Raw genomic sequence first — 25,646 nt, 5'->3', positions numbered from 1 at the left:
CCCGGAAACTTGTTATGTCACAAACAAAACGAGCTCTGATCCAAGAAAAAGTTCTGTACTATTCGCAAGACTAATCAGCATTAGAGCATGAATGAAATCAAAAAAACTGAAATCGAATATGAAATTTATGGAGGTCAAGATCGTGCGTACAACTTTTATGGCGAATGAAAGCAACATCGAACGTAAATGGTATGTAGTCGACGCAACAGATATTCCTTTAGGACGTCTATCTGCAGTCGTTGCATCTATTCTTCGCGGAAAAAACAAACCTACGTATACACCACACGTCGACACTGGCGATAACGTAATCGTAGTAAATGCTGAAAACATCAAATTGACAGGTAAAAAAGCAAGTGACAAGATCTACTCTCGTCACTCAGGATATATCGGTGGATTGAAACAAGTATCTGCTGGAACTCTACGTGCTGAAAAACCTGAAAAATTAATTGAATTGTCTATCAAAGGAATGCTTCCTCATAACTCATTAGGACGTTCTCAATTCAAAAAATTACACGTATATGCTGGACCTGAGCACAAACAACAAGCTCAACAACCAGAAACACTAGACATCACGAACTTAATTTAAGGAGGGACATCCATTGGCTCAAGTACAATATTTCGGAACTGGCCGTCGTAAAAACTCAACAGCTCGCGTTATTATGACTCCAGGTTCAGGTAACATCACATTCAACGGAAAAGATATCACTGAATATCTAAACTTTGAAAGCTCACACCTAATTGTAAGACAACCACTAGCTGTAACTGATACAGTAGATAGCTACGATATCAGAATCAACGTTAACGGTGGAGGATATGCTGGACAAGCAGGCGCTGCTCGTCACGGTATCGCTCGTGCCCTATTACAAGTTGATCCAGACTTCCGTGGCCCACTAAAAGCTGCTGGTCTATTAACTCGTGACCCTCGTATGGTTGAACGTAAAAAACCAGGTCGCAAAAAAGCGCGTAAATCACCACAATTCAGTAAACGTTAAGAATACAATTCTTATATGTACAGAGAGCCTTATGAGAATGAGGCTCTCTTTTTTATTTAATAAATGTTTACTGAATTGGAGCAATTTGCTATAGCCGTAGGAACGTCAGTGACGTACGGATATAGTATGCGAAGTGAGCGTAGCGATCGTAGAACTCAAAACGTTAATATTTATCTTGGAGAACCTCATTCGTTGGGGTTCTTTTTTTACCTCAAATAAATTTGATATATCCATTTGTGTGACAGTAATTATAAAAAAAGCTAAGTCGTAAAGTAGTAGATGAAAAATACTTATGCTTTAAAGTAGCCTGACCGTTAAAAACAGGTCAAAGAAGGCAAAAAAATAAAATTAGATCATTCTAACTTAAATTATTTAATAATATAGAGTAATATTGATCATTGAACATGATAGAATAAATATCTATGATGATATTATATGGAAATATTACTTAAAAATATAATGAACCATAGTAAATGTATACAATGAGAGAAGGGCTTATATGGGACGAGTAACTATACATGACGTAGCAAAAAAAGCTGGAGTTTCTGTTACTACAGTATCTAGAGTGTTAAACAATCGAGGGTATATTAGTGAGGATATGAAAGAAAACGTTTTAAAAACAATTAAAGAATTAAACTATATTCCTAATGAAATGGCAAGATCTTTTTTTAGTAATGAAAGTAAATTTATTGCTCTGATTATTCCTACAACAGAGAACCCTTTTTTTGGAGAGCTAACTTTTTATATTGAAAAAGCATTAGCCAAATATGGATATCACTTATTTATATGCAATAGCTTAAATAATCCTGAAAATGAAGAAAAGTATTTACGACTTTTAAATGAAAAAAGAGTAGATGGAATTATAGTAGGCTCTCACAATGTAGATATTTCTGAATATGAAAATTATGAGAATCAAATTGTTTCAATTGAAAGAAAATTGACTAAAAATATTCCTATGGTTCAGAGTGATGATTATAACGGAGGAAAATTAGCAACAAGGGAACTGATTAATCAAGGGTGTCATAATATATTGTGCGTTATTGGAGATAAGACTATAGAGACGCCTGCCAATGATAGATCTATTGGGTACGTCGATGAGATAAAGAAAAATAAATTAGAACCTAACTTTTTAGAAATTCCTTTTCAAGAAAAGTTTGATAAAAAATATAGAATTATTAAAGAAATATTTGAAAAGGATTTCACATATGATGGAGTGTTTGCTGCAGACGATGTAAATGCAAAATTATTTATGAATGTAGCAAAAAATATGGGATTCAGTATTCCTTCTGAGTTAAAAATCATTGGATTCGATGGTACGCAGTCAATGCGAGCGTTGGTACCAGAGTTAAGCACAATCGTGCAGCCAATAGAAAAGTTAGCCAATGAATCGGTAAATGTTTTGTTGAAATTATTAAAAGGAAAGAAAGTGAAGTTAGAATCTGTTTTACCTGTAGAACTATATCTTTCTGAAACGACCAATCATAAGTAAATAAGGAATCTAAATCCTCCGGTTAACAAGAAAAAAATATTTTATATTTTTATGTCATCCGGTTGACATATGAAACCGGATGACATATACTTTAATCAAATCTAAAGCGATTACAAAAAGGAGGAAATAAAATGAATCAAAGAGGAAAAAGTATCTTGTTAATGAGTACAGCACTATTGTTAGGGGCATGTGGGAATGGAGGAGAAGATAACGCTTCAAAATCTGATGAAGTAAGCGTGTGGGTTCAATACTCAGAAGAGTCTGCTGAAGGTCAAGTAATGGCTGAATCAGTAAAAGAATTTAATGAAACTAATGACTTAGGAGTTACAGCAGTTGTTGAATATATCCCTCGCAGTGGCTCTGGCGGTGGGTATGAAGATAAAATAAATGCAGCCCTTACAACCAATTCATTACCAGATGTTATAACGTTAGATGGACCTAACACAGCTGCATATGCTAATTCTAAAACTATTCAACCGTTAGATGATTACGTAAAGGTCTCTGAAGACTTTTTACCAAGTATTATTGAACAAGGCACATATAATGACGAACTGTATTCAATTGGATACTCAGAATCGGGCGTAGGATTTTTCTATAATAAACCTATGCTGGAAGAAGCTGGAATAGAATTAGATTCTCTTCCAACTGTAGATGATCCTTGGACATGGGATGAGTTTAATACTTTATTAGAGACATTAAATACTTATTATGACAAACCAGTCTTAAATATGGGGTTTGATGATCAGTCTGAATGGTTATTATATGCTTTTTCACCATTTGTCTGGTCTGCTGGAGGAGATATAACCAATGAAGATGGAACCGAAGCTGTTGGATATTTTGATTCTGAAGAGTCAGTTGAAGCATTCGATTTTATACAAAATCTTGTAGAGAAAGGTTATTCTACTATTACTCCGGTGGATAAAGGATTTCACACAGGAGAATATCCTTTATATATGAGTGGTTCATGGACAGTTCAAGAACTTGATAATGAATATAAAGATATTGACTACGGAATTATGCCATACCCTGTTTCTCCAGACACAAATGAATTAGTTAGTCCAACAGGAAGTTGGGCATATGGGATGACTTCATCTACAGAAAAACCAGAAGAAGCTGGTGCGTTAATTGAATTCTTAACATCTGAACAAGAATTATATGATATGAGTATGGGAAATGCTGTTCTTCCAGCAAGACAATCAGTGGCTGATCGTATGCTAAAAGAAGTAGGAGAACCAATGCAGGTGTTGATAGAACAAAATAGTAAAACAGGTAAAGCTCGTCCAACACTTATAAATTATCCGCAAGTAAGTAGAAGCTTCCAAGAAGCTGTTACTGAATCAACTTATTTTGAACAAAATCAAGATATTAAAGCTTTATTAGAATCAAAAGCAGAAGAAATTCAAAATAATCTTAAGTAATATAGACTGACTTTATGTAGTAGTATTTTAAACTTATGCGGTAAAAATACTACTACATAATTTAAGTAAATATTGGAGCAGTATATCAATAAGGAGTTGAACAATGAAAAGTATAAAAGGTATTTTTAGAGGAAATACAGGTTTGAAACTAAAAAAAGGAAATAGCATGAATAATACTTCTTTTAAAGAAAATATGACAGGATATATGTTTTTATTGCCATCATTAATTGTTCTAGGACTATTTCTCTTTATACCTGCAATAATGTCTTTATATTATTCACTTACAGATTATTACATGCTAACACCTAATCTCACAAAATTTATTGGACTAGATAATTTCAAATCTCTATTATCAGATGTTCAATTTCGCAAGAGTATAGTAAATGTATTTCAGTTTGTTATATTCATTATGCCTATTCAGGTAGGAACAGCGTTAGGTTTAGCATTGCTAGTAAATAAATCTCGTAGAGGAACTTTATTTTATAAAGTGGCTTATTTTTCTCCAGTAGTTATGTCACTGGTTGTAGTATCTGTTTTATGGCTATATTTATTAAATCCATCATCAGGTTTATTAAATGAAGTATTACAAACATTTGGAATACCTGCACAGCCATTTCTCAGTAGTCCAAACCAAGCGATGTACGTGATTATATTTGTATCCGCATGGCAAGGTGCTGGGTATCAAATGCTGATCTTTTTAGCAGGATTACAGAATATACCTGAAGAAGTATATGAAGCATCCACAATAGATGGTGCAAATAAATGGCAGCAGCTTATAAATATAACATTACCAATGCTGAAACCAACATCACTTTTAATTCTTACAACAACTTTAATTGATGCATTTAAATTAGTTATTCAACCAATGGTCATGACGCAAGGGGGACCTTTGAATTCTACCCTAACACCAGTTTATTATATCTTTAGAACAGGATTTACTGATAGACAAATTGGGTTCGCTAGCGCATTAACGGTTATGTATGGTGGTATGATCATTATCTTTACGATTATCCAAAGAAAATTTGTGGGGGAAGATACAAATGACTAATAAAACAACAACTATTCTATATCACTTTTTAAGTATACTATTAGCCATTTTATTTATTTTTCCTTTAGTGTGGATGGTGGTTTCATCAACGAAACAAGAAGCAGCAATATATAGTGATATGGGATCATTTGAAGCATTTCTGCCCTCAATGAAGATTAGTGATTGGCTCATACCTTATAAAGAAATTTTTAGTAGATTTAATATTATAAGATATCTTGCAAATAGTATCTTCTACGCAGCAAGCGTTACAATAGGATCTATAATAGTCAATTCATTAGCAGGGTACGCTTTTGCAACTGTTAAATTTAAAGGAAAAAAAATACTGTTTGCAGTGATGATTGCTTCACTAGTTATTCCTGGAGAAACCATTATGATTACGAAATTTGTCGTCACTGAGAAATTAGGGATACTGAATACGCCACTTGCAGTTATATTACCGATGGTAGCTACTCCATTGTATATATATATGTTTACAATTTTCTTTAGAGCAATTTCAACAGAACTTCAAGAGGCGGCTATGTTAGAGGGAGCTTCTAAACTTAAAATATACTGGAAGATTATGCTCCCAATGTCAAAACCAGCTATTGCCACTGTAGGTACGCTATCTTTCATTATGAGTTGGAATGACTATATTTGGCCCTTGATGGTTATGACAAAATCCGAAATGTATCCTCTTCAAGTCGCAATAACAAACATCAATAATACACAACCGGTATATATGAATCAAGTAATGGCAATATTAACAATATCAACGATTCCTTTAATATTGATATATGTATTTTTCCAAAAACACTTAGTGCAAGGTTTAAGTAGTTCAGGAACAGGAGTGAAATAATGACAAAAGGGTTTACAATAGAAAAAGCAAATAATTTTATAGAATCAAATACTGAAAAATTAAATAAGAAATATTATCCGGCTTATCATTTTGCAGCACCTATTGGATGGATAAATGATCCAAATGGGTTTTCGATGTATAAAGATGAATACCATCTATTCTATCAATATTATCCGTATGAGTCGCAATGGGGACCGATGCATTGGGGACATGCCAAAAGTAAAGATGCTATCAAGTGGGAACATTTAGATGTTGCATTAGCTCCAGACGAAAAATATGACCAGGGAGGGTGTTTCTCTGGAAGTGCCATTGAAAAAGATGGGAAGTTATACGTAATGTATACTGGACACCTACCTGATGAGACTGATGAAAATTTAACAAGGCAGAACCAGAATATTGCTATTTCGAATGATGGGATTACATTTGAAAAATATAAAAATAATCCTGTCCTAACAGAAAAAGATATTCCTGAAGGGTCTTCAATAGTTGATTATAGAGACCCGAAAATATTTGAAAAAGATGACTTGTATTATTGTGTCATTGGGTCAAAAACCAATGACAACAAGGGACAAGTCCTGTTATATAAATCTGAAGATTTATTAGAGTGGGAATATGTATCTGTCTTTTTCCCTTATAATAAATTTTTAGGAACTATGGTAGAATGTCCGGATTTTATTCAAGTAGGTGAGAAAGAATATTTTGTTTTAAGTGCAATGAATTATGAAGATGAAAAAACTGGTAAATTTTATAATCATATTTCGTGGTTAATTGAAGGTGAAGTAGACTGGAATGATTTTGTCTTTAAAATGAATACGATCCAAGAAATGGATAATGGGGTAGATTTTTATGCACCACAGACTGTTGTTACTAAAGATGGACCAGTAGTTATTTCATGGATGCAAGCATGGGGAAAAAGTTTTCCAACCGATGAACAAACGCATGGTTGGGCTGGTCAAATGACTTTGCCTAGAAAACTAGAAAATGATGGCCAAAGGTTAAAGCAAAAAGTAATTGATAGTATTGAATCATATAAATGTAATCAAATGAATGAATATGATATTTCAATTAACAATCAAACTATCATTTCTCAAAAGCCAATTCAATATTTAAGTATGGAACTTGAAAAAAATCAATTGAATGATTTTAAAATCACATTTTCTAATAAAACAAATGAAGAAATCGTACTCTCATACAATCATTTAGAAAAGAGTTTTTATTTTTCAAGAGAATTTACAAGAGTTCAAATAACAAATGAACAGAGCAAAGAAACGGTCGTGTCTTCGAAGACCATCCCTTATTTTGGAGAAAAATTGAATATTGAACTATTTATTGATACCTCTTCAATGGAATTGTTTATTAATGATGAAGTGACGATGACAAATACTTTTTATCTTGATGAGGAATTTACAGAAATTGTACTTGAAAGTTTAGAAGAAATAAAAATAGAAAAACTCTCAACAGCAAATATTGATTTAAATCTAGAAAAGGATAGCTAATCCTTTTCTAGACTCTGATAATAAAAATAGTAAAAGCTAATTTTATTATCAGAGTAGATCATTTTCTGGATCTGGGTAGTCAGGATTGATGATATAAATTAGAGGAGGCATAACATTGTATGGATCAATAGAAGCAGGGGGCACAAAATTTGTTTGTGCGATTGGAAATGAAAACTTAGAAGTAATTGAACAAGTCAGCTTTCCTACAACAACTCCTATGGAAACAATGCGTCTAGTAAAAGAATTCTTTGATAAATATTTGGATAATTTAAAAAGTATCGGGGTAGGATCGTTTGGTCCAATTGATGTAAATACAACTTCTGAAACATATGGATTTATAACAACAACTCCTAAGGAAAAGTGGAAAAACTATAATTTTCTTGGTAAGTTAAAAACCTTTTTTAATGTACCAATAGCATTAACAACCGATGTTAATGCAGCAGCATATGGAGAATATGTTAAAGGGTATGAAAAGAAAACTTCTAATATCGTTTATTTTACAATTGGTACAGGAATCGGAGGCGGAGGAATACTTAATGGTGAATTGATAGAAGGTTTTAGCCATCCAGAAATGGGCCATATGAAGGTGGTGCCTCATCCAAAAGATACTTACAAAGGGAACTGTCCTTTTCATGGAAACTGTCTGGAAGGAATGGCTGCAGGACCTGCAATTGAAAAAAGAAACGGAGTAAAAGGGCAAGACTTATCAGAAGAAGATTCTTTTTGGGAAATAGAAGCCGATTATATTGCTCAGTGCATGTATAACACAACCTTAATGTTGTCTCCGGATATGATTGTTTTAGGTGGGGGCGTAATGCAACAAGACCATCTTGTAAAAAAAGTCCGAAGTCAATTTGAACATATGTTGAAAGGGTACGTGCAAATACCAGAGATAGATCGTTATATTGTAACGCCTAAACTAGGACAGCAATCTGGTATTATAGGAGGACTAGCTTTAGCCGAAAAAGCTCTTTATAAAACAAGTAAAAATGTTCAGTAAAAAAATATAAGTTTATATTTTTAAAGGTTAGAGTAGTATCCAAAGTAAATAATAGCGACCTTATAACCTAAAACATGCATGTTTATACAAAAGAACCTTTATTTAATAAATGTTTACTGAATTGGAGCAATTTGCTATAGCCGTAGGAACTTCAGTGACGTACGGATATAGTATGCGAAGTGAGCGTAGCGATCGTAGAACTCAAAACGTTAAGAATACAATTCTTATATTCTAAAAGAACCTCGTAAATCCGAGGTTCTTTTTTTTGACTTAATCAGCAGTTTACTGAATTAGTCCAATCATCTATTTTACGAGAATACTATTATTGAAACAACGCACAATATAATGGAGATTGTTCACCAAACTATACTATATTTAATGGAAGATGGAGAAGAAAATACTATCGAAACAAAAGCACTGAACGCAGAAGTAAGTGATGAAATCGTACCTGAATTATACGACCACTGAGAAAAAGAAAGTTTGCGATGTTGAAATCAATGGGCATGACACCGAAAAGTTTCATCAAAATGATTTAACTGGAAAATCTATTCTATGTTAGCTCTCTTATATGGACTACGGATTAGCTATGATTTATTCCAGTAGCAAAATCAAAAAAGAGGCGATTATAGTGGGATTGAAAGAAGAGAATATTTAAAATTTTTCTATAGTTCAAATAAGCCTATCTGGGTCCTATGGGAGATTACTTTTAGTTCTGCTTTTTTATTTTCAAGGTAAAGGGTATTGGCTCTACTACACAAAAAGCCCCTGAAAGTTGGAATGAAGATTCTAACTCTCAGGGGTTGAACTAGTTTATTTAATTTTTTTCAGTGATATCTTTGTTATTTGTTTCGTCTGTAGTAACTGAAGTATCTTGAGAGTGATTCCGTTCTTCTTCGACCAACTTCTCGGCAACGGCTTCTACAAGCGCTTCGTCTTGAACTCTAGTTTGAATAACTTCGCTTATGATATGATCATCCGTAACTCTTTGCAGTTTCTGTTTTACAGCCCGTTCAATCAGGAATTCTTGTCTTAGTCCTAAATACAGTGAATAAATCATTGTCAGAAGGATCAGTGTAAAAGGCAGCCCGGTAATAACTGAAGCTGTCTGTAAAGCTGACAGACCTCCGCCAACTAGTAAGGTTGCTGCTACAACTCCTTCCATGACTGCCCAGAAAATCCGCTGAGGAACTGGTGATTCGAGCTTTCCTCCAGAGGTTAAATGGTCGACAACAAGAGAACCAGAGTCTGAAGAAGTAACGAAAAACACTGTCACCAGTATAATTCCGACAAATGACAGAATTTGGGTGAAAGGCAGATTTTCTAAAAGAGCAAAGAGAGCGAGTGATTCATCAATATTGATAACAGTTATCAAATCGCTGACACCAGTCAACTCTTGAAAAATAGCTGTTCCTCCGAAGACACTCATCCATATGAATGAGACAGTAGTTGGGATGATAATAACTCCGATTATAAACTCTTTAATCGTACGTCCTTTTGAAACACGAGCAATAAACATCCCGACAAATGGTGACCAAGAGATCCACCAAGCCCAATAAAATACTGTCCAGGCACTTTGCCAGTTGCTGTTTTGGAATGTTTCAGTCCACATACTCATTTCAATAAAATTAGCCATATAGTAACCAATATTCTGAGTAAAACCGCTCAAGATATAAATCGTTGGACCGGCTATTAATACAAATACTAGGAAAACACCAGCCAAAATCATATTGATTTCACTTAACCGCTTGACTCCGCCATCTAGTCCCATAATCACTGAGATAGTAGCGAAACCTGTAATAACTGCAATCAAAATAACTTGTGTAGTTGGACTGACACCAATACCGAATAGATAATTTAATCCGGCATTTACCTGCGCTACTCCTAGACCAAGAGAAGTCGCCAGCCCCATAAGAGTCGCTAACACAGAAAGAATATCAATAATATTTCCCCAGAATCCGTAGATCTTGTTTCCAATCAGCGGATAGAATAACGATCGGATTGTTAACGGCAAACCTTTGTTATAAGAAAAGAAAGCCAGCCCTAGTCCTACGATGGCGTAGATTGCCCAAGGATGGATACCCCAGTGGAAAAACGTGGAAGCCATCGCTGATTGAGCAGCACCAGGCGAGTTTGGTTCGACCATATTGAACATAGGTGATGGAGTTCCTAAATGAGTAATTGGCTCAGCAACACTCCAGAATAATAAACCAATACCCATTCCTGCACTCAACAGCATAGCGTACCAGGAGAAACGAGAAAACTCTGGTTTGGCTTTCTTTCCGCCTATGACGATAGATCCATATCGACTGAAAGCAAAATAAAGTGCTGCAATAATAAAAATATTAGCCGAAAAGATCATAAACCATCCAGTAGTATTGGAAATAACATCGAGAGTATTTTCAAAGAATACTTGAGCTTGTTGAGGGAATAATAACGTTACAGCAATAAAAACAGCAAGTATGATAGAAGAGGGTATAGTTACTTCCGGATGAATATCAAATCCATACCCTTCCCAGTTTCGTTCTCCAACTTCTTCTCTTCCTTCTTTATCAAATAAAGATACTGTTGGTCTGAAAGAAAGTCCTTTGAATCGTTCTCTTTGTTTGATTGCTTCTTTTCGAGCGTCTACTTCCTCTTTGCGAAGCTTTTTAGCTAGAAGTCTTTCTGATTCGAGTCTTTTGTCGAATTCCGTTTCTTCTCTAGGCGGCCTCTTCTTTCTTTCGGGTTTCTTTTTTTTGTCCACTTGTGATCGATCCTTTCATATTTTATATGGAGGGAGAAATAACCCAGTTCAACAGTCTACAGGTCGAGACTGTTAGAATTGCTGGGTTATACTTCCTACGTAAATAATGGCATTTACTTATTTATCTAATCTTGTTTAACATGTTGACGGCTATCTTTCATTAAGGAGTCACTTACTTTTTTTAAAGAAATAGGCAACTTACCGTCACTTATGTAGTCACGTTTCCCCTGATCATATAGCTGAAACTATATTAGAGGCAGCCGAATGGATCATTAAAGATAAAAAAAGGAAACAGCAGATTTTGAAAAAATAAAAAACAACAAATTTTTAAATATATAGATAAGTTTATTAATTACTTTGTCACTCATTCTCCAAAGCTGCCACTCGTTTATTTCCTTTATATAAATCAAAAATTGTCCAGGCTAATAGTAATAGGACTAGAAAAATAATTACGTAAGCGATGGAATCTGCAAGAAGAATATCGAAGGAAGAAGCATTATCTCCAAAGAATCCTTCGATTTGTCCGGGCAGACCAATTAAATCTAAACTCGTTAAACTGATAACAGAGATCCAGCCAAATAATTTAACAAGTATGGTGTTTTTAAATTTTTCACCCATTTCTGCTTGACTATCGGTCATCATGAGTAAAGGAATCATGGAAAAGGGTAGGGCAAAAGCTAGAAATACTTGAGAATCATTCATAAGCGTATTTAAAGCTTCATGTTCTTCAATCGTTCCTTTACCGCTGGTTATCAAGACACAAATCAGTACAGGAACAACAGATATTAACCGAGTAACCAATCTTCTTAACCATATAGGCATACGCATATGGATAAAGCCTTCCATGATTACTTGACCGGTAAGTGTACCGGTGATCGTTGAATTTTGTCCAGAAGCTAAGAGAGCAATTGCAAATAATGTTGATAACAGCCCCGACTTAGCTACAGTAATCAAAAATCCATTGCTTAGAGTAGAAGGGTCAGAAAGTGCCTGATAGAGTCCGAAAAATGAAGGATCTTTTACGGCACCAGTTTTAAAAACAGCTACCCCCATAACTAGAAGCAGTGCATTGACAAAGAAAGCCATTGTTAATTGAATATTTGAGTCCCACGTTGAAAAGCGGACAGCTTCGGCTACACTCGCCTCATCACAATGGTCTATTTTGCGAGTTTGAGATACAGAAGAGTGTAAGTAAAGATTATGAGGCATTACAGTTGCGCCGATAATGCCTAAGGCTCCAGTTAAGGGAGTCTGTCCACCGATTGCTGGATCAGTAGCAAATGTTTTTGAAGTAGGAATCAATCCTTTGAATGCTGCGACCCAAGAAGGATTTGATAACGCAACTTGATAGACAAATACAAAAAGGATAACAAAAATCAGACAGACAACCAGAGCCTCAATCTTCCTGAACCCTACTTTAGTCAATAACAGTAATAGTAAAACATCGAAGACGGTTATAAAAACAGCAAATACTAATGGAATATTGAAAAGCAAGTACAACGCTATCGCTGCACCGATGACTTCTGCGATATCCGTAGCCATGATGGCTAGTTCCGTCAAGATCCATAATACAATGCCCAGTTTTTTACTTGTACGTGCTCGAATAGCCTGAGCGAGATCCATTTGAGTGACGATCCCTAGTTTAGCAGCCATATATTGTAATAGCATAGCAATCAAACTGGATAGTAAAATGACAGACATGAGTAAGTATTGAAAATTTTGTCCCCCGGTGATGGAAGTGGACCAGTTTCCCGGATCCATATACCCAACTGCTACTAAGGCGCCGGGACCAGAATAGGCAAATAAGGTTTTCCAGAATCCTTTGCCTTTAGGAACTGTGACAGATCCATTGACTTCCTCTAATGAAAGACCGTTTGAATGATGAAGAAGACTTTGTTTATGTGAGTTATTATGATTATGGCTCAAAGTAACCACCCCTTTTTTTCTTTGTCTATATCATACACCTAATTAAGGTTAATCTAAAGAAAAAATAAGGGTAACCTAAAAATAAATAAAAATTTATGCAGAATCTGAATTTTAAAATAAAAAAGACAGAAAACTTATTCTGATTTTAGACATTTGAAAAGCGGAATAGAGAATACTTAGAGTCTAATATCAGATGGTAAGCAATAAAAATGCCCTAAAAATCTATACGTATGATAGATTTTTAGGGCATTTTCTGTTTCAGACTGTTTTTTCTGTTTTAAGGTTGATAATCGGTTGAAGTCTTTTGATGAAAAACCCCATCAACGGGGCAAATATAAGCATTCCAATTACTGTTCCTTCTCTCGCTGTCATAGGAACATCGAGCGAAAAGGTTAGAACGAGTGTAAAGAAGATAGCCAGAATATCGACCATTTGACGTATAAACGCGAAATGATATTTTGTTTTTTTAGCTAAAGCCATACAGAAACCTTCTAGAGGGAACGTAATGATATTCAGAACCATGACCATACTTACTGCGAAAGAGGCTAAAACAGTACCGATTAAAAATATAACTAAAGTGACTGCATAATTATCTAAAGTCAAAGAAGCAAAAAAAGTGTAGTAAAAGTAGTTGATCAGCACTCCTAATAGAACACTAATAGGAATCTGTAAAAATTGTCTGGGAGGAAATGTTCTTTTTAAAAGAATCATTTGTCCGACTACACATGATATATTCAGCACCATTCCTATTGTACCTACTTGTATTGCGGAAAGATGAGAAAGTGACTGAGCAATAGCATCCCATGCTGCTAACCCAATAGCAGCTTTGATCGTTAATGAAGCTGAAAACGCCACGAAAACCATAGAAATAAGCATTAAACTAAATCTTTTTACTTGCTGCATATCTACTTCTCCTCACGCTGGATAACATAATAAACTAAAAATTGGGTATGTAGAGTACTTAGATAATTTAAGTGTATCATAGTTTCAAGTTCATTTATAAAAAATAAGACGATTTTAAAAATTCTAAAATAAGAGATCCAAGGACTTAGTATAATACTTCAAATAGAGCAAGTGGCTGAAGATTTATTCAGCTTTGGCCATTCAACCTATTTCTCAGTCAGTTATTTTAAAGAGCTTTTTAAAGACAAGATAGCGATATTAGAATAAGTATGCTATACTCGAATTAATTGAATAGAAACATTTGGGGTGCTATATGCTGAGATTATACCCATGGAACCTGATACAGTTAGGACTGGCGCAGGGAAATGTCGTTATAGACAGTTTTTACTCGATCATTTTTATGACGGGGATATTCTGTCTTTCTCAGATCGCGCTCCTTTTGCTATTGCAGGAAGGAGTTTTTTTGCGTGGAAAAAAATCGAATCCACAAATTAACATTGTTATCCTTAATGATTGCGTTAGACGTTGTCTTGTCGCCGTTATTTCGGATTGAGGGAATGGCACCGATGTCCAGTGTCATGAATATTATTGCAGGTGTGCTGATGGGACCACTTTACGGAACCTTAATGGCACTGATCTGCGGAATCATCCGTATGGTACTGATGGGCATTCCGCCGCTTGCGTTGACGGGCGCAGTCTTTGGTGCTTTTCTGGCCGGTCTGTTTTACAGGATAGGCGGTAAGATGATCTGGTCAATGATTGGAGAAATCATTGGTACTGGAGTAATTGGGTCACTATTATCTTATCCAGTGATGGTTTGGTTTACAGGTAGCCAGCAAGATTTTTATTGGTTCATCTATACGCCAAGATTTATTGGAGCGACATTGATCGGTTCAGTGATTGCGTTCCTCGTTTTGGTCAAATTAAAAGATACTTCAATTTTTAAAAAGTCGCAGCGCTTATTTATGGGAGGAAAATTTAGTGGATACAGCATTTGATTTTTCAGCCCAGTTTCCTTTACAAAAAGCTCCGCTGGTTCAATGTATTACCAATGAAATTACTTGTGAGTCAATGGCAAATGCTCTGCTTTATATTGGAGCGAAGCCGATTATGGCGGACGATCCGAGAGAATTTTCTCAGCTTTTTGAGCAGACAGATGCATTGCTTCTTAATTTAGGGCATTTGTCTGAACAGCGAGAAAAAAGTCTGATTGAAGCCAGCCGCTATGCTAAAGCAAAGAAGAAACCGACTGTGGCTGATTTAGTCGGGTATGGGGTTAGCGAAATCCGTAATCAAACCGGAAAGACATTAGTAGAAAATCAGCCGACTGTCGTAAAAGGGAATATTTCAGAATTGAGACATTTCTGCGGACTGCCTAGTCATGGACGCGGAGTCGATGCGAGTGCATTGGATCAAGGAGAAGATCATCTAACGGAACTGATTGCAGCTATGAAGGAAATCTCCAGTCAGTATCCAGCAACTACTTTTGCAGCGACTGGTCAGCGAGACATTATCGTGAATCAGAACCGGGTTGTCATTCTGAATAATGGTGTTGACGAACTAGACCGTTTCACCGGAACGGGAGATATTGTGGGTGCGTTGATTGCAGCTCTGTTAGGAGCCGGTCATGATCCGTTTGAAGCAACAGCAGGCGCCATCAGCTACTTTAATCTTTGTGGTGAAAAGGCCAAACAAGAGAGCATGGGACTGGCTGAATTCCGTCACCAGACGCTGAATCAGCTGTCTCTGCTGATGCTGGAAAATTGGTTTGAACGAGTGAAAGGGTGGAAGAAATGAAAGAATTGAAGCTTTATTTGGTTACTGGCAGATATGAATTCAGTGACGAAATGTTTTTAAAAATTGTAGAAGAAGCTTGTCAGAATGGCGTTACAATGGTGCAGCTGCGAGAAAAAGATACAACGACAAGACATTTTTACCAGTTAGCAGTTGAGGTAAAGCAAATTACGGATCGGTACGATATTCCACTCATTATCAATGATCGGATAGATATTTGTCTGGCAATGGATGCGGACGGCGTACATATCGGAGACGATGAAATGCCGATAAAAGTGGTTCGTTCCTTGATTGGACCTGAAAAAATACTAGGGGTTTCTACAAAAACAACTGAACGAGCGAGAGAAGCGAAAAAAGAAGGAGCAGATTATTTGGGTGTCGGTGCCATTTTCCCGACCAAAACCAAACAGAATCCGCAGCGAACGTCTGTTGAAACGCTCAAAACGATTATAGAAGAAGTCGAACTTCCTGTCGTCGCAATCGGCGGTATTAAAGAAGATAATATGGAGACATTCAAAAACACTGGGATTGACGGCGTAGCTGTAGTCAGCGACATTATGTTGGCAGAAAACGTTGCGCATAAAGTTCAATCATTAAAAAAATCTGTAGAAATAGTATTGGAGGAATCAAAATGATTAATAGTACTCCGCAAGTCGTTACAATCGCAGGCTCTGATTCTGGCGGCGGTGCTGGAATTCAGGCTGATTTAAAAACGTTTCAAGCACGTCAGGCATTCGGAATGAGTATTGTCGTAGCTCTGACTGCTCAAAACACATACGGTGTGCAGGAAAGTTTAGCCATTCCAAGCGGATTTATTGATGCACAATTTCAGTCGCTTGCAGCAGACTTTGAGATCAAAGCAGCAAAAACCGGGATGCTCGCAGACACAGAACACGTTGAGACAGTTGTTGAGAATCTGAAGAAGGTCGACTTCGGGACGCTTATTGTGGATCCAGTTATGGTCGCAAAAGGAGGGCATCATCTGCTGCAAAGAGATGCTGTCCAGACTATCAAAGAACAGCTTTTGCCATTAGCTAGTATTGTGACCCCGAACCTGCCTGAAGCTGAGATACTGTTAGAGAAAAGTATCAAGACCAACCAAGATATGATGGAGGCTGCAAAAGAGCTGCAGTCGTTAGGAGCAAAAACGGTGATTGTTAAAGGCGGCCATAGTCAAAACAAGGAAGCCGCTGATTTTGTACTGCTGGAAAACGGTGAACAGTTTTGGCTAAGTGCTCCGAGAATCAAAACAAATAATACACACGGGACAGGCGACACGTTTTCTGCCTGTATTGCTGCAGAGTTAGCAAAAGGAACAAGCTTAAAGGACGCTATTGTGATTGGGAGAGAGTTTATCCAGGCAGCCATCAGTCAAGAGATATTTGTTGGCCACGGACATGGACCAACCAATCACTGGGCACAAATCAATAATAGTGTGACAATGATTAAATGATGGAAGATTTTTTAGAAAAAATAAAGTGACAAAACAGTCTTTCATTTTATAAAACTTTCAGGAGGGATCTTATGACATTTACAGAAAAGGCAAGACAAGCAGCTGCAGCTTCATGGCAGGGGAGTTTTTCACATCCGTTCATTACAGAATTACAGGCCGGCACATTAGATCAAAATATTTTCCGGTATTACTTGATTCAGGATCATTATTATTTAAAACATTTCAATAAGCTTTACACGCTGACAGCAGAGCAGACAAGTCATCCAGAGCTGAAAGCCATGCTTTACCGTAATGCTGAGCACTTAGCGCTAGGCGAACTGGCGATTCGCAAAGCCTTTTTTGAAGAACTGGAGATTACAGAAAACGAGTTAGCCGCTGTTCCTGTTGCACCGACTGCCTACCACTATGTGTCGCATCTGTACCGGCAATTATTGGAGGGCACACCTAACGCCGCAGCCGCAAGTTTGCTGCCTTGTTCCTGGCTGTATCAGGAACTGGGAACCGCCTTATTGTCTAAACAGTCACCTGTACCCATTTACCAGCGTTGGATCGAATCCTACGCCGGTGCAGACACACTGGAAAACGTCCAGCAGGAACGAGCAGTCATCGACCAATTATATACCGAAAGCTCGCCGGAAGTTCAAGAACAGATGATGGCAGCTTTCATCATCAGCAGCGAAATGGAATATACATTCTGGGAAATGTCGTATCAGAGAGAAACGTGGAAGAAAGATGAAGCAGTGGTAGAGAGTCAAACGGCAGGTCACTCGAAAGCATAGCTGGATGTTTCGGAGGAAATGCTGCTTAAATGTTCATTCCAAATGTATTCATGCTAGCTCTAATGGGAAGAAAGAAGTATACTATTGCCATTAAAAATGTTTCGATACCAAGGAGGAAAAGGGAATGAAGGAACAGGATCGGCAGCAAATAACCATTAAGTCAACCGTCAATCAGCCAGTGGAAGTCGTCTGGGAAAGTTGGAAAAAGCCGGAACACATCATGAAATGGAATCAAGCCTCAGAAGATTGGCATACCGTTTATGCGGAAAATGATTTAAAAGTCGGTGGTCGTTTTCTATCCAGAATGGAAGCAAAAGACGGCAGTACAGGATTCGATTTTTCAGGGACGTATGAAATGGTTGAACCGTATGAAACGATCGCATATGAGTTAGAAGACAGTCGGAAAGTGCTGATCACCTTTGAACCGTTTGAAAGCCAGACAGAGATTGTACAGATTTTTGATGCAGAAAATGAGAACCCTGCAGAAATGCAAAGAGAAGGCTGGCAAGCTATTTTAAACCAGTTCAAGCAGTACACTGAAGAACAGTTATAAAATAACGAATATAAAAAACAAAAGGACTTCACTCTAACTGGTGAAGTCCTTTTCAATAAGTATGTTGAAATAATAGATTGTATGCTTACCAAGTAAATCTATTTAATGACTTATTTTGAAAGAACGATTTTTAACGATTGAATTCAGCCGTTCATTATAGACCAGCATAAGAATGGTAACCACTCCAAGATAAACTGGGAATAACTGGATACTCAATATTGAAGCGATCAATCCAAATAGCGGCGGCATGAAAGTTGTCCCAAAGTAAGCAACAGCCATTTGAATCCCAATAATAGACTGAGAATAAGCTTTGCCAAAATTGGCCGGCGTACTATGAATGATTGACGGATAAATGGGTGCACAGCCAATCCCAATGACTATGAGTCCAAAAAGTGCAAATCCTGTATAAGTGATTGGAATCAACAACAAGCAGATGCCGCATATCAAAATTCCGGTTCCGATTCGGATCAGCTTCTTATCTCCTAATTGATCGGCTACAAATCCACTAACAAAACGCCCGAAAGTAATGCCTAAAAAGAAGAAGGAAGCAAACTGAGCAGCCGTTTCTGGATCGATGGACCTGGCTTCTACGAGATAACTGCTTGCCCATAATCCGGTTGTCTGTTCGATGGCCGAATAAGAAAAGAAAGCAATCAGCAGTGGGACAATTCCATCGAGTTTGAACAGTTCTTTGAAGGTCAACGACTGAACTTCTACTTCTTCTGAGTCTTGTCTGCTGTTCGAATGACTACTCCATAAAGGTAAACTGAATAATAAAAGCAGCGAGAGCCCTACTTGAAGAATCCCGATTGTCTGGTAGCCCATCGACCAGCTCTCGCCTCCAGTCAGATAATATCCCATAATATAAGGACTGATCGAAGCGCCGACACCCCAGAAACAATGGAGCCAGCTCATATGTCTTGATCCGTAATGCAGCGCAACATAGTTGTTCAAAGCTGCATCGACAGCCCCAGCACCGAGCCCATAAGGAATTGCCCATAAGACGAGCGAGATAAATGTACTGGAAAATGAAAAGCCAAAGAGAGCGATGGCCGTGGTTAGAACACTGATGAATGTGACTAAACCTGCGCCCAACTTTTTAGTCAGCTTATCTGAAAAGAGACTAGAAACAATCGTCCCGATAGCGATCGTCATCGTGATGATTCCGGCATAAGCGACTGGAACGTTAAGGTCACTCTGCATGACTGGCCAGGCAGAACCGAGTAGAGAGTCAGGCAGCCCGAGACTGATAAAAGCAAGATAAATAATAATCAGTAGTAATGAATACATAATTTCTCCTATAAAATCATTTTGGAAAGCGGGTTAATTTAAGACCTATAAAAGATACCATAACATAATTTAATTATGAATGTAGTCTTTTCAAAAAAATAAGATCAATACTGTCAGAAATAGGCAAATAGATGAGATAATTTCTTTGGAATTTCAAAACTTTCTCCAGTGCGGTTAAACTGAGAAGAATCGGATCTTACTGATTTTTATATTTTTAATCCAACTATACTGCTTTAACATGTCAGAGACTGTTTTAAGTACAAGATAGAGTAGTTAAGAGTGCGTGTTTGCTGATAACGGATCTAATTTAAGGATAAAAAGTCCTGATTCCTCTGAACCTATAAGTAAATATGATATAGTAAAATTATAGGATGAAAACGGAGGAAAGATTATGCTTACAAGATTAAAAGATGGACTCAAAAATTTTAAGGAAGTGACGTATAAAAAGCATGAGCAATTGTACCATGAACTAGAACAGTCTCAAAAACCACATACCCTTTTTATTGCGTGCTCTGACTCACGCGTTAATCCAGAAAGGCTGATAAACAGCGAACCAGGAGAAGTTTTTATGATTCGTAATATTGCGAACACGGTTCCTGCTTACGAGGTAAGTCATAATGACTTTACGACTCTTGCTTCTATTGAATTTGCTATAGAAGTACTTAAAGTAAAAGAAATTATTATCTGCGGGCATTCAAATTGCGGAGGGTGTGCGGCTGCTCTGGATGGTCAGGAGAAACTGAATCATCTTCCTTATACACAACAATACTTGAAACCGTTGGAAAATGTAAAAGAGAAAGTTGAAAAGGTCCACGAACATAGCCATGAGCACTCAAAAGCTAGACTGATGGAACAGCTGAATGTCATTGAACAAGTCGAACATCTGAAAAGTTATCCTAAAGTTCAAGCGCTGATTGAAAAAGGCGAACTTGAAGTAGAAGGCTGGCACTATGATATTAAATCAGGGACTGTTCTGGTTTATGATGAAGAGACGGGTACATTCCGCGATTCAGATGAACTTTAAGCTATAAATAGAATAATTTTATTGAAGAATCTCACTTGTTGAGGTTCTTTTTTGTTTTTAACTCACATAAAGTCTCTTCAGCCTCTTACTCCAGTTCATAATCTTTGAACGAATAACATAACGGGTGTAAGCTAAAAACGGAATATAAACCAATCAGCTGTCTTTTTGAGATGGCTTTTATCCAATGTCGACATAATGAGTGCATGATAAACAATAACAGGAGGATCAGTAAACATGAAAAAAGAAGTTCAACCTGGAAAAATTGAAGCTGGCGTTGCGGCAATCAAGGTATTGGAGAGCTGGGGAGTCGAACAGATTTATGGTTTACCGGCAGGCTCACTGAATTCTTGGATGGATGCTTTGAAACATGAAGAGACCAATATTGATTTTGTACAAGTACGTCACGAAGAAGTTGGAGCACTTGCAGCATCTATGCAGTACAAATTCAGTGGAAAAATCGGAGTAGCTTTTGGCTCAGGCGGACCGGGTGCTACGCATCTAATGAATGGACTGTATGATGCGCGCGAAGACGGCGTACCGATGCTGGCGATTATTGGACAGCGCGCAGAGAATGAAATCAACATGGATGCCTTTCAGGAGATGAATCATAATCCCGTATTTGCGGACGTAGCGGTTTACAATCGACGCGTAGCGTATCCGGAACAACTGCCGAAAATCATGGATGAAGCCATTCGGACAGCGATTACCCGCAATGGTGTAGCCTGCGTAGAAGTCCCCGTAAGCTATGGTTGGGCTCAAATCGATGAAGATGCTTGGTATTCATCTGCCAACGGTCACCGTGAACTTCCTTATCCAGTTCTGAATGAAAAAGATATCGAAGCAGCAGCTGAGATTTTAGAAAATGCTGAACGCCCCGTTATTTATGCCGGAATTGGAACACGTGGTAATGGAGAAGCCGTTATGGCACTATCTCGTAAGTTGAAAGCGCCGGTAGCTGTTACAGGAATCAATTATGATACCTTCCCGCATGATTTTGAGGGGCTGCTGGGTTCTGCAAACCGAGTTGCCAGAAAACCGGCAGTAGAAGTGTTTGAAGAAGCGGATGTCGTACTATTCGCAGGAAGCAATTATCCATTTACTGAAGTAACAGGTGTATTTGATCATGTTAAGAAATTTATCCAGATCGACATTGATCCTTATAAATTAGGGAAAAGACATCCAGTGGATGCGGCTATCCTAGGTGATGCTGGGGCAGCGATCCGTTCCATCACTGATAAAATTTCTGAAAAACCAGAAAGTGGTTGGTATCGTGCGAACCTGAATAACATCAAAAACTGGGCTGATTATATCGAAAAACTGGAAAAGAAAACAAAAGGCGAGTTGCAAGTCTATCAAGCCTATAATGCAATCAATAAAGTTGCAGATGAAGATGCGATTTTTTCTACGGACGTCGGAAATACGACGCAAACTTCTATACGTCATTTGAAAATGACACCGAAAAACATGTGGAGAACATCAGGTGTATTTGCCACAATGGGAAATGGACTGCCGGGTGCCATTGCAGCTAAGAAAAATTTCCCAGATAGACAAGTATGGGATCTGACCGGTGAAGGCGCGTTTGCGATGGTCATGCAAGACATTATCACGACTGTTCAGCATAAACTGCCAAGCATTCATGTTGTATTCTCAAATGACGAGTATGCGTTTATTAAAGCGGAACAGGAAGACACTAACCATCATTACTTTGGTGTCGATTTTCAATCTGCTGACTATGCCAAAGTCGGTGAAGGACTCGGAGCAGTCGGATTCACAGTCAGAGAAATCAGCGAGCTTGAGGAAGTCTTCCAGAAAGCTGTTGAACTGGAAAAATCAGGACGTACTGTAGTCATTGATTTAAAAGTCAGTGACGACCGTCCGATTCCAGTAGAAAAACTGAAACTGGATCCGAAAGTATATTCAGAAGAAGAAATCAATCAATTTAAAGAGCGTTATGAAGCAGAAGAGCTCGTCCCGTTCAGTCAATTCCTGGAACAAGAAGGATTAGACGTGCATGTGCATAAACGCAGAGGGAATAATGGATTAAAAGAATCAAACGTAGATACTGAAGAACAGATTTAAATCTATTTTATTTTAAAAGGATAGAATGAGTAAAGGACGCTGGGATTTTTCACCAACGTCCTTTTTGCTTGTTTCAAAATCATGCGTTGAGCTATTTTCTGAACCGTTTGAGTCCGTAGTATAGTTTGGCTTGCAATCGTCTAAAGAACAGAAACTGCTTATGAGATTTCCACATGCCTTTATGCCGCTTTGGGTTCTTCGTATAAAACTGCTGATGATAATTTTCAGCCGGCCAGAAGGTTCCAGCGGATTTGATTTCAGTCACGATCGGTTGTTTGAATGTATGAGATTCCTCCAGCTGCTGCTTGGAACGTTCAGCGGTCAACCGTTGTTCTTCATCTTTGACAAAGATGATCGAGCGATACTGTTCCCCGCGATCCTGGAACTGACCGGAAGCATCTGTTGGATCCGTTAATTTCCAGAAAATGTCCAACAGCTCTTCATACTCAATCAACCGTTTATCAAAAAGGATTTCCACGGCTTCTACATGACCGGTGTACTGACCAACTACCTGGTCATAGCTGGGGTTCTCAAAATCTCCTCCGGTATATCCGGATAAGACAGATAGGATTCCTGTCCGTTCTTCAAAGGGTTCGACCATGCACCAGAAACAGCCTCCAGCAAAGGTAGCCGAATCCTGATATTCTGCACTCTCAAGCTGATGGCTGGAGAAATCAAATGAATCAACCGCCGAATCGTTCTCCGTGATCCGGTTATAAAAATCCATTACATCCGGCGTCAAATTGTTCCTTAAAGCCAGCGGACGCAATTGAGCCTCAATTTCTGCCAAGTGGCGGTTCAGATTTCTATCGTCATCTAACGTATCTTTAGCAGACTGCAGTACAGACCGCTCAAATTCCCGAGTCGCCGGATTCAATATTAGATTATATAAAGTATTGAGTAACGTTTCCTGATCAGGTTTCATTTCAACCTCCACCTCTGGTTCAAGTTAGCTCTTTCTGTTAGTAAAATGTGGACTAAGTATAGCATATCTGATAATCCAATAGAATGTAGTCGCTGCCAGAGGACAAATTGATGAGAAAATCTCTTTTTATACAAATAGTAAGTCATTCCATGTTAAAATAAAGCATCAAAGTTTAAGGAGATTGTTCGTACATGACATATGCACTAGAAATAAAAGACTTGAGAAAAGTCTATGGAACCGGGGTTGAAGCTCTGCGAGGCATTGACCTGACCGTAGAAGAAGGAGACTTCTATGCGCTATTAGGTCCAAACGGTGCCGGAAAATCAACAACAATCGGTATTATTACCTCACTCGTAAATAAGACGTCTGGAAAAGTAAATGTCCTTGGGTATGATTTAGATACGGATTTAGTCCGCTTAAAACAACAGATTGGATTAGTGCCGCAGGAATTCAACTTCAATCCATTTGAGACCGTACAACAGATTGTCGTCAATCAAGCGGGATATTATGGTGTATCGCGTAAAGAAGCGTTGAAGCGCAGTGAAAAATACTTGAAGCAATCTGACTTGTGGGAAAAACGGAATGAACGTGCTCGTATGCTGTCTGGCGGAATGAAGCGGCGTTTGATGATTGCACGCGCATTGATGCATGAACCTCGTTTACTGATATTAGATGAACCGACAGCGGGCGTGGATATCGAGCTGCGCCGGGAAATGTGGACTTTCCTGAAAGAATTGAATCAGAACGGAACCACCATTATCCTGACGACCCATTATCTGGAAGAAGCAGAAATGCTGTGCCGCAATATCGGAATCATTCAAAAAGGCGAACTGATTGAAAATACCACCATGAAATCACTGCTTGCAAAACTGCAGTTTGAAACGTTCATTTTTGATCTGGACGATCATACTCAGGTACCCGAGATCAAAGGGTATACTAGCACGCTGGTAGATGAAAATACACTTGAAGTTGAAGTGGAGCGGAATCAGGGAATTAATGAAGTCTTCAACCAGCTTACACAACAAGGAATAAAAGTTCTTTCGATGCGGAATAAATCCAATCGTTTAGAAGAACTGTTCCTGAAAATCACAGAAGAAAATCAAGTGGAGGCTGCACATGTTTAATCTTTATTTAACCGCACTGAAAAGTCTGGCGGTCAAGGAAACAAACCGCTATTTACGTATCTGGGTACAGACATTAGTACCACCAGTTATCACGACATCACTATACTTTGTTATTTTCGGAAATTTGATCGGAGAACGAATTGGACAGATGGAAGGATTCTCCTACATGGAATTTATCGTTCCGGGTCTGATCATGATGTCTGTCATTACCAGTTCTTATTCCAATGTTTCTTCATCGTTTTTCTCTCAAAAGTTTCAGAAGAATATTGAAGAACTGCTGATTGCGCCAGTACCGACCCATGTCATTATGTGGGGATTCGTGATTGGCGGACTCGGCAGAAGTATACTTGTTGGTACACTGGTAACGATCATTTCACTCTTGTTTGTACCGCTTCAAGTGTACTCCTGGTTTATGGTCATTCTAACACTATTAATGACCTCAACATTATTTTCATTAGCAGGATTGCTGAACGGAATTTTTGCTCAATCATTCGATGATGTATCGATCGTACCAACATTTGTCTTACAACCGCTGACTTATCTAGGTGGAGTATTCTACGCGATCTCGACACTACCGCCATTCTGGCAGACAGTTTCTCAGGTCAATCCGATCGTTTATATGGTTTCAGGATTCCGTTATGGATTCCTTGGCGTAATCGACGTACCTGTTTTACTATCAATAGCTATTCTCATCATATTCATCGTAGTATTGTATGCAATCTGCTGGTACCTGATTGAAAAAGGCCGCGGATTGAGAAGTTAATAATAGAAAAGC

Annotated in this window: 23 protein-coding genes and 1 riboswitch; of the genes, 18 read left to right on the top strand and 5 right to left on the bottom strand. The window is 37.9% G+C overall.

The window, feature by feature from the left end; all coding sequences use genetic code 11:
* The first annotated feature begins 142 nt into the window (after window positions 1–142).
* From rplM to B6F02_RS10490, 8 genes are all read left to right on the top strand, one after another.
* Complete coding sequence (gene rplM / locus B6F02_RS10525) at window positions 143–586, top strand: 50S ribosomal protein L13 (RefSeq protein ID WP_306293717.1); 444 nt, start codon at window positions 143–145, stop codon at window positions 584–586.
* Window positions 587–599: 13 nt separating this feature from the next.
* The gene (rpsI, locus tag B6F02_RS10520; protein WP_080147297.1) at window positions 600–992 is read left to right on the top strand and encodes a 30S ribosomal protein S9; all 393 of its coding nucleotides are present in this window, start codon (window positions 600–602) and stop codon (window positions 990–992) included.
* 499 nt (window positions 993–1,491) lie between these two features.
* Window positions 1,492–2,481 (top strand): LacI family DNA-binding transcriptional regulator, encoded by a 990-nt coding sequence (locus B6F02_RS10515; RefSeq protein WP_080147296.1) that lies wholly within the window; start codon window positions 1,492–1,494, stop codon window positions 2,479–2,481.
* Window positions 2,482–2,612: 131 nt separating this feature from the next.
* Window positions 2,613–3,899 carry an ABC transporter substrate-binding protein gene (locus B6F02_RS10510; RefSeq protein ID WP_080147295.1) on the top strand — a complete coding sequence of 429 codons (1,287 nt, stop codon included), beginning with the start codon at window positions 2,613–2,615 and terminating at the stop codon, window positions 3,897–3,899.
* Between the two features lie 166 nt (window positions 3,900–4,065).
* Window positions 4,066–4,947 (top strand): carbohydrate ABC transporter permease, encoded by an 882-nt coding sequence (locus B6F02_RS10505; protein WP_080147428.1) that lies wholly within the window; start codon window positions 4,066–4,068, stop codon window positions 4,945–4,947.
* Window positions 4,940–5,782 carry a carbohydrate ABC transporter permease gene (locus B6F02_RS10500; RefSeq protein ID WP_080147294.1) on the top strand — a complete coding sequence of 281 codons (843 nt, stop codon included), beginning with the start codon at window positions 4,940–4,942 and terminating at the stop codon, window positions 5,780–5,782. The genes B6F02_RS10505 and B6F02_RS10500 overlap by 8 nt, the downstream gene beginning before the upstream one ends.
* Entirely contained in the window at window positions 5,782–7,278 is a 1,497-nt protein-coding gene (locus tag B6F02_RS10495) for a glycoside hydrolase family 32 protein (protein ID WP_080147293.1), read from the top strand. Before B6F02_RS10500 ends, B6F02_RS10495 begins: the two co-directional genes overlap by 1 nt.
* Before the next feature lie 115 nt (window positions 7,279–7,393).
* Window positions 7,394–8,278, top strand: a complete 885-nt coding sequence (locus B6F02_RS10490) for an ROK family protein (RefSeq protein WP_080147292.1) — start codon at window positions 7,394–7,396, stop codon at window positions 8,276–8,278.
* Between the two features lie 814 nt (window positions 8,279–9,092).
* On the opposite strand, the gene B6F02_RS10485 is transcribed toward B6F02_RS10490, so the two are convergent.
* The 3 genes from B6F02_RS10485 to B6F02_RS10475 all read right to left on the bottom strand — a co-directional run bounded on the left by B6F02_RS10485 (window position 9,093) and on the right by B6F02_RS10475 (window position 13,850).
* Window positions 9,093–11,021, bottom strand: a complete 1,929-nt coding sequence (locus tag B6F02_RS10485) for a BCCT family transporter (RefSeq protein ID WP_080147291.1) — start codon at window positions 11,019–11,021, stop codon at window positions 9,093–9,095.
* Between the two features lie 360 nt (window positions 11,022–11,381).
* Window positions 11,382–12,956, bottom strand: a complete 1,575-nt coding sequence (locus B6F02_RS10480) for an Nramp family divalent metal transporter (RefSeq protein ID WP_372924832.1) — start codon at window positions 12,954–12,956, stop codon at window positions 11,382–11,384.
* 249 nt (window positions 12,957–13,205) lie between these two features.
* Window positions 13,206–13,850 (bottom strand): YczE/YyaS/YitT family protein, encoded by a 645-nt coding sequence (locus tag B6F02_RS10475; protein WP_080147289.1) that lies wholly within the window; start codon window positions 13,848–13,850, stop codon window positions 13,206–13,208.
* A gap of 292 nt (window positions 13,851–14,142) precedes the next feature.
* A riboswitch (TPP riboswitch) is annotated at window positions 14,143–14,231 on the top strand.
* Between the two features lie 128 nt (window positions 14,232–14,359).
* Here B6F02_RS10475 and thiW point away from each other — a divergent pair.
* From thiW to B6F02_RS10445, 6 genes are all read left to right on the top strand, one after another.
* Window positions 14,360–14,848 (top strand): energy coupling factor transporter S component ThiW, encoded by a 489-nt coding sequence (gene thiW, locus B6F02_RS10470; protein ID WP_372924840.1) that lies wholly within the window; start codon window positions 14,360–14,362, stop codon window positions 14,846–14,848.
* Window positions 14,832–15,647, top strand: a complete 816-nt coding sequence (locus B6F02_RS10465; RefSeq protein ID WP_080147287.1) for a hydroxyethylthiazole kinase — start codon at window positions 14,832–14,834, stop codon at window positions 15,645–15,647. The genes thiW and B6F02_RS10465 overlap by 17 nt, the downstream gene beginning before the upstream one ends.
* Window positions 15,644–16,279 carry a thiamine phosphate synthase gene (gene thiE / locus B6F02_RS10460; RefSeq protein ID WP_080147286.1) on the top strand — a complete coding sequence of 212 codons (636 nt, stop codon included), beginning with the start codon at window positions 15,644–15,646 and terminating at the stop codon, window positions 16,277–16,279. The genes B6F02_RS10465 and thiE overlap by 4 nt, the downstream gene beginning before the upstream one ends.
* Window positions 16,276–17,097 (top strand): bifunctional hydroxymethylpyrimidine kinase/phosphomethylpyrimidine kinase, encoded by an 822-nt coding sequence (gene thiD / locus B6F02_RS10455; RefSeq protein WP_080147285.1) that lies wholly within the window; start codon window positions 16,276–16,278, stop codon window positions 17,095–17,097. The genes thiE and thiD overlap by 4 nt, the downstream gene beginning before the upstream one ends.
* Window positions 17,098–17,168: 71 nt before the next feature.
* The gene (gene tenA / locus B6F02_RS10450; RefSeq protein WP_080147284.1) at window positions 17,169–17,876 is read left to right on the top strand and encodes a thiaminase II; all 708 of its coding nucleotides are present in this window, start codon (window positions 17,169–17,171) and stop codon (window positions 17,874–17,876) included.
* Window positions 17,877–18,000: 124 nt separating this feature from the next.
* Window positions 18,001–18,429 (top strand): SRPBCC domain-containing protein, encoded by a 429-nt coding sequence (locus tag B6F02_RS10445; protein WP_080147283.1) that lies wholly within the window; start codon window positions 18,001–18,003, stop codon window positions 18,427–18,429.
* Window positions 18,430–18,531: 102 nt separating this feature from the next.
* Here B6F02_RS10445 and B6F02_RS10440 read toward each other — a convergent pair whose 3' ends face one another.
* The gene (locus tag B6F02_RS10440; protein ID WP_080147282.1) at window positions 18,532–19,719 is read right to left on the bottom strand and encodes an MFS transporter; all 1,188 of its coding nucleotides are present in this window, start codon (window positions 19,717–19,719) and stop codon (window positions 18,532–18,534) included.
* A 391-nt stretch (window positions 19,720–20,110) separates the two neighbouring features.
* On the opposite strand from B6F02_RS10440, the gene B6F02_RS10435 reads away from it, so the two are divergent.
* The gene (locus B6F02_RS10435) at window positions 20,111–20,743 is read left to right on the top strand and encodes a carbonic anhydrase (RefSeq protein WP_080147281.1); all 633 of its coding nucleotides are present in this window, start codon (window positions 20,111–20,113) and stop codon (window positions 20,741–20,743) included.
* A 234-nt stretch (window positions 20,744–20,977) separates the two neighbouring features.
* Window positions 20,978–22,822, top strand: a complete 1,845-nt coding sequence (gene spxB, locus B6F02_RS10430) for a pyruvate oxidase (protein ID WP_080147280.1) — start codon at window positions 20,978–20,980, stop codon at window positions 22,820–22,822.
* A 91-nt stretch (window positions 22,823–22,913) separates the two neighbouring features.
* Here spxB and msrA read toward each other — a convergent pair whose 3' ends face one another.
* Complete coding sequence (gene msrA, locus B6F02_RS10425; RefSeq protein ID WP_080147279.1) at window positions 22,914–23,747, bottom strand: peptide-methionine (S)-S-oxide reductase MsrA; 834 nt, start codon at window positions 23,745–23,747, stop codon at window positions 22,914–22,916.
* 191 nt (window positions 23,748–23,938) lie between these two features.
* Between msrA and B6F02_RS10420 the strand changes: the two genes are divergently transcribed.
* On the top strand, window positions 23,939–24,871 hold the full coding sequence (locus B6F02_RS10420; RefSeq protein ID WP_080147278.1) for an ABC transporter ATP-binding protein: 933 nt from the start codon (window positions 23,939–23,941) through the stop codon (window positions 24,869–24,871).
* On the top strand, window positions 24,864–25,634 hold the full coding sequence (locus B6F02_RS10415) for an ABC transporter permease (RefSeq protein ID WP_072693410.1): 771 nt from the start codon (window positions 24,864–24,866) through the stop codon (window positions 25,632–25,634). The genes B6F02_RS10420 and B6F02_RS10415 overlap by 8 nt, the downstream gene beginning before the upstream one ends.
* Window positions 25,635–25,646 lie beyond the last annotated feature (12 nt).

It is taken from the genome of Marinilactibacillus piezotolerans (genome assembly GCF_900169305.1).
Classification (GTDB): Bacteria; Bacillota; Bacilli; order Lactobacillales; family Carnobacteriaceae_A; genus Marinilactibacillus; species Marinilactibacillus piezotolerans_A.
Note: the sequence above shows the minus strand (reverse complement) of the source record. Positions and strands in the feature narration are given on the sequence as shown.